At 70.7% G+C, this 4494-nt stretch carries 4 protein-coding genes; all 4 read left to right on the forward strand.

All coding sequences use genetic code 11. The features are described from left to right. The coding region (locus tag NON22_RS20740; RefSeq protein ID WP_257388886.1) for an aldehyde dehydrogenase family protein at positions 1–1351 on the forward strand (1351 nt) is incomplete at its 5' end. A gap of 20 nt (positions 1352–1371) precedes the next feature. Further along, positions 1372–2334, forward strand: coding sequence for an acyltransferase domain-containing protein (locus tag NON22_RS20745; protein ID WP_257388887.1), 963 nt, complete (start codon positions 1372–1374; stop codon positions 2332–2334). Positions 2335–2341: 7 nt separating this feature from the next. Further along, positions 2342–3103, forward strand: coding sequence for a metallophosphoesterase family protein (locus NON22_RS20750; RefSeq protein ID WP_257388888.1), 762 nt, complete (start codon positions 2342–2344; stop codon positions 3101–3103). Positions 3104–3208: 105 nt separating this feature from the next. Beyond that, positions 3209–4494, forward strand: a 1286-nt coding sequence (locus NON22_RS20755) for a sigma-54-dependent transcriptional regulator (RefSeq protein ID WP_257388889.1), incomplete at its 3' end; no start/stop codon positions are given.

Here is a 4494-nt window from a genome sequence, read left to right on the forward strand (position 1 = left end):
CGAGACGATCGCCACCGCCGCCGCCGCGGGCGCCGCCGACGCCGACAGCGCCGTCGCGGCCGCGCGCACGGCATTCCGGCGCTGGTCCACGCAGCCGTCGGCGCAGCGTGCGCGACTGCTGTTCAAGCTCGCCGACCTGCTCGAGCGCCATGCCGGCGAGTTCGCCGAGCTGGAAACGCTGGACGTCGGCAAGCCGCTGATGATCACGCGGCTCGTCGACGTGCCGTTCACGGTCGAGGCGATCCGCTACAACGCCGGCTGGGCGACCAAGCTGACCGGCGAGACCTTCGACCTGGCCTGCGCGCCGACGCCGTTCCAGGCCTTCAGCCTGCGCCAGCCGGTCGGCGTCGTCGCCGGCATCGTGCCGTGGAATTTTCCGTTGCTGCAGATTGCGATGAAGCTGTCGGCCGCGCTCGCGGCGGGCTGCGTCGTCGTGCTGAAGCCGTCGGAACTCACGCCGCTGAGCGCGCTGCGTCTTGGCGAACTCGCGCTCGAAGCCGGGTTTCCGCCGGGCGTGCTGCAGATCCTCACGGGCCTCGGCAGCGAGGCCGGCGCGGCGCTCGTGCGGCATCCCGGCGTGGACAAGATTTCCTTCACGGGCTCGACCGCGGTCGGGCGCGAGATCGTTCGCCACTGCGCGGAAGACTTCAAGCGCGTGACGGTCGAGCTCGGCGGCAAGTCGCCGAACATCATCTTCGCCGACGCGGAGCTCGAGCAGGCGATCGCCGGCGCGGCGGCCGCGGCGTTCTTCAACGCGGGCCAGGTCTGCTATGCGGGTTCGCGGCTCTACGTGCAGGAAGCCGTCTACGACACGGTCGTCTCCGGCCTCGGCGAGGCGATCGAAAATTACGTGATCGGCGATCCGTTCGATGCGGAGACGCAGCTGGGTCCGCTGGTGTCGGCGCAGCAGCGCGAGCGCGTCGAAGGCTACGTCGAAGACGGTCTGCGCGCCGGCGCCGAGCGCGTCGCCGGTGGACCGCGGCCGGACGGCCCGGGCTATTTCGTGCGTCCGACCCTGCTCGCGCGGACCGATCCGTCGATGCGCGTGATCCGGGAAGAAATCTTCGGGCCGGTCGTCTGCGTGGTGCCGTTCAAGAACGCGGCCGACGTCGTCGGCCAGGCCAACGCGTCGCGCTACGGCCTCGCCGCCGGCGTCTGGTCGCGCGACGTCAAGAACGCGCACCGCGTCGCGCGCGCCCTGAATGCCGGCACGGTCTGGGTCAACTGCTACCACGTCGTCGATCCGCACATGCCGTTCGGCGGCTGGCGCGAATCGGGCTGGGGCCGCGAGTTCGGCCGCGCCGGCGTCGAGTCGTTCACCGAACTGAAGTCCGTCGCGCTGAAGCTCTAGCGCGACACCGGAGCCGCGCCGTGACGCCGACAGTCTTCCTGTTCTCGGGCCAGGGCTCGCAGCATTTCCAGATGGCGCGCGCGCTGTTCGACCACGACGCGGGCTTCCGCGCCGAGATGCGCCGCCTCGACGCGCGGCTCGTAGAACTCGCCGGCGTCTCGGCGATCGCCGCACTGTACGACGACGCGAACGATCGTTCGGTCGCCTTCGACGCGCTGGAACTGACACATCCGGCGATCTTCATGGTCGAGTGCGCGCTTGCGCGCACGTTGATGGATGCCGGCGTGCGGCCCGACCTGTGCCTCGGCACGAGCCTCGGCTCGTTCGCGGCCGCCGTGATCGCCGGTTGCCTCGACGTCGAGCAGGCGCTCGCCGCGGTGGTGCAGCAGGCCGCCGCGCTCGAGGCCTGCGGCGAAGCCGGCGCGATGATCGCGGTGCTCGACGAGCTCGCCGTGTTCGAACGGCAGCGCCTGCACGACGTCGCCGAGCTCGCGGCGGTCAATTTCCCGAACCATTTCGTCGTGTCGGCGCCGCTGGCGGCTGCCGCCGGCGTCGAGGCGCGCCTGAAGGCCGCGCGCATCGCGTTCCAGCGCCTGCCGGTCGGCTACGCGTTCCATTCGCGCTGGATCGACGCGGCGCAGGCGCCGTTCGCGGCGTTCCTGCCGTCGCTGCGCACGCGCGCCGGCGACCTGCCGCTGGTCTGCTGCGACCGCGTCGCCGTGCTCGATGCGCTGCCGCCGGATTTCCTCTGGCAGGTCGTGCGGCGTCCGATCCGCTTCGCCGCGAGCGTCGACCTGCTCGAACGGCAGTCGGCGCCGCACTATGTCGATCTCGGTCCGTCCGGCACCCTGGCCACGTTCCTGCGCCACCAGCTACCGGCCGCGCGCCGGCCGGCGGTCCGCTCGGTGCTCAGTCCGTTCGGCGACGACCGGGCCCGCCTCGCGGCGCTGCTCGCGGAATGGCCGCGGCGGCGCCAGGCCTGAATCCGCCGTGCGCGTCTTCGCCCTGTCCGACATCCACGTCGACTACGCCGACAACGCGGCCTGGGTGGCGGGGCTTTCGCGTTCGGACTACCGCGACGACGTGCTGATCCTGGCCGGCGACGTGGCCGGCACGCTCGGGCGCCTGCAGGATTGCCTCGAGGCCTTTGCCGCTCGCTTCCTGCGCGTGCTGTTCGTGCCCGGCAATCACGATCTCTGGGTCATTCGCGAAGCCGTGCGGATGGACTCGCTCGAAAAATTCGATCGCGTCGTCGCCGTGGCGACGGCGAGCGGCGCATCCTTGCAGCCGTTCACGGCCGGCCCGCTGGCTATCGTGCCGCTGCACGGCTGGTACGACTATTCGTTCGGCGAACCGGACGCGCAGCTGCAGGCCGTCTGGATGGACTATCGCGCCTGCCGCTGGCCCGAGGGCTGGCGCACGCAGGACGTCGCCGCGCATTTCCTCGGCCTCAATGCGACCGCGCCGCCGGCGCCGGCACGGACCGTCATCACGTTTTCCCACTATCTGCCGCGGCTGGACCTGATGCCGCCGTACGTGCCGCCGCCGCACCGGCTCGTCTATCCGGTGCTCGGCAGCGCGACGCTCGACGTGCAGTTGCGCCGGCTCGGCTCGGTGCTGCACGTGTACGGCCACAGCCACGTCAATCGCGAAGTGCGCATCGACGGCGTGACCTATGTCAACAATGCGTTCGCCTATCCGGCCGAGACGCGCATCGCGGCGAAGCGGCTGCGCTGCGTTCACGCCGGCTAGCCGTCGCGGCGCGGCGGGGGACGCGCAGGCCCGCTGCTATACTCCGGCCGCTTCGGGCGGACCGGGAGGGTTCGCCACGGCCAGCGTGGCGACGGAAAGTGCGCGATGACGATACTGATAGTCGACGACGACGAAAGCATACTGACCACGCTGCGCGTTCTGCTCAAGAGCGAAGGCATGAGCTGCATCGCCTGCCGCTCGCCGGCCGAAGCGGTCGCGGCGGCGCGGCGCGAGTCCTGCGAACTCGCGCTGGTCGACCTGAACTATGTGGAAGACACGACATCCGGCAAGGAAGGACTCGCGCTGATCGCCGCGCTGCGCGAGGTCGCCGAGGATCTGCCGATCGTCGCGATGACCGGCTGGGGCACGATCGGCATCGCCGTTGAGGCGATGCAGCGCGGCGCGGTGGACTTCATCGAGAAGCCCTGGGAGAACAACCGCCTGCTGTCGACGATACGCGCCCAGCTCGCGCTGCGCGCGGCGCAGGCGCGCGAACGCAAGCTCGCCGCGGAGAACGCGCTGTTGCGCCAGCAGGGCAGCGGCGGCGGCCGGCTGGTCTCGCGTTCGGCCGAGATGGAGCAGCTGCTGTCGATGGCGCGTCGCGTCGCGCAGAGCGCGATGCCGATACTGATCACCGGCGAGAACGGCACCGGCAAGAGCCTGCTGGCCGGCTACATCCATCAGCATTCCACGCGTGCCGCCGCGCCGTTCATCAGCGTCAACATGGGCGCGATCTCCGAGTCCACGTTCGAGAGCGAGATGTTCGGCCACACGCGCGGCGCGTATACCGACGCGAAGAGCGAACGGGTAGGGCGCGTCGAGCTCGCCGACCAGGGCACCCTGTTCCTCGACGAGATCGCCAACCTGCCGCTGACCCAGCAGGCCAAGATCCTGCGCCTGCTCGAGGAGCGCGCCTACGAGAAGCTCGGCAGCTCGTTCACGAAGCAGGCCAACGTGCGCTTCATCTCGGCGACGAACGCGAATCTCGACAGCCTCGTCGCCGAACGCAACTTCCGCCAGGACCTGCTGTACCGGCTCAACGGCGTGACCCTGCACATGCCGCCGCTGCGCCAGCGCCGCGAAGACATCCTGCTGCTGGCCGAGGGCTTTCTCGCGCGCGCCTGCCAGCACTACAACCCGCCGGCGCGGGCGTTCTCGGCCGGCGCGCGGGCCGCGCTCGAAAACTATGCCTGGCCCGGCAACATCCGCGAGCTCCAGCACGTGGTCGAGCGCTCGGTGCTGCTCGCGCAGCAGGCGCAGATCAGCGAACAGGACCTGCAGCTCGGCGGCGCCCGCGCGGCGCCGGCGGCGCCGGCCGCCGACGATTTCGACGGCATGACCCTGCGCCAGTCGGAGATCGCGCTGATCCGCCGCGCGCTCGCGCGGCACGA

The organism is Tahibacter caeni (assembly GCF_024609805.1).
GTDB classification, from domain to species: domain Bacteria; phylum Pseudomonadota; class Gammaproteobacteria; order Xanthomonadales; family Rhodanobacteraceae; genus Tahibacter; species Tahibacter caeni.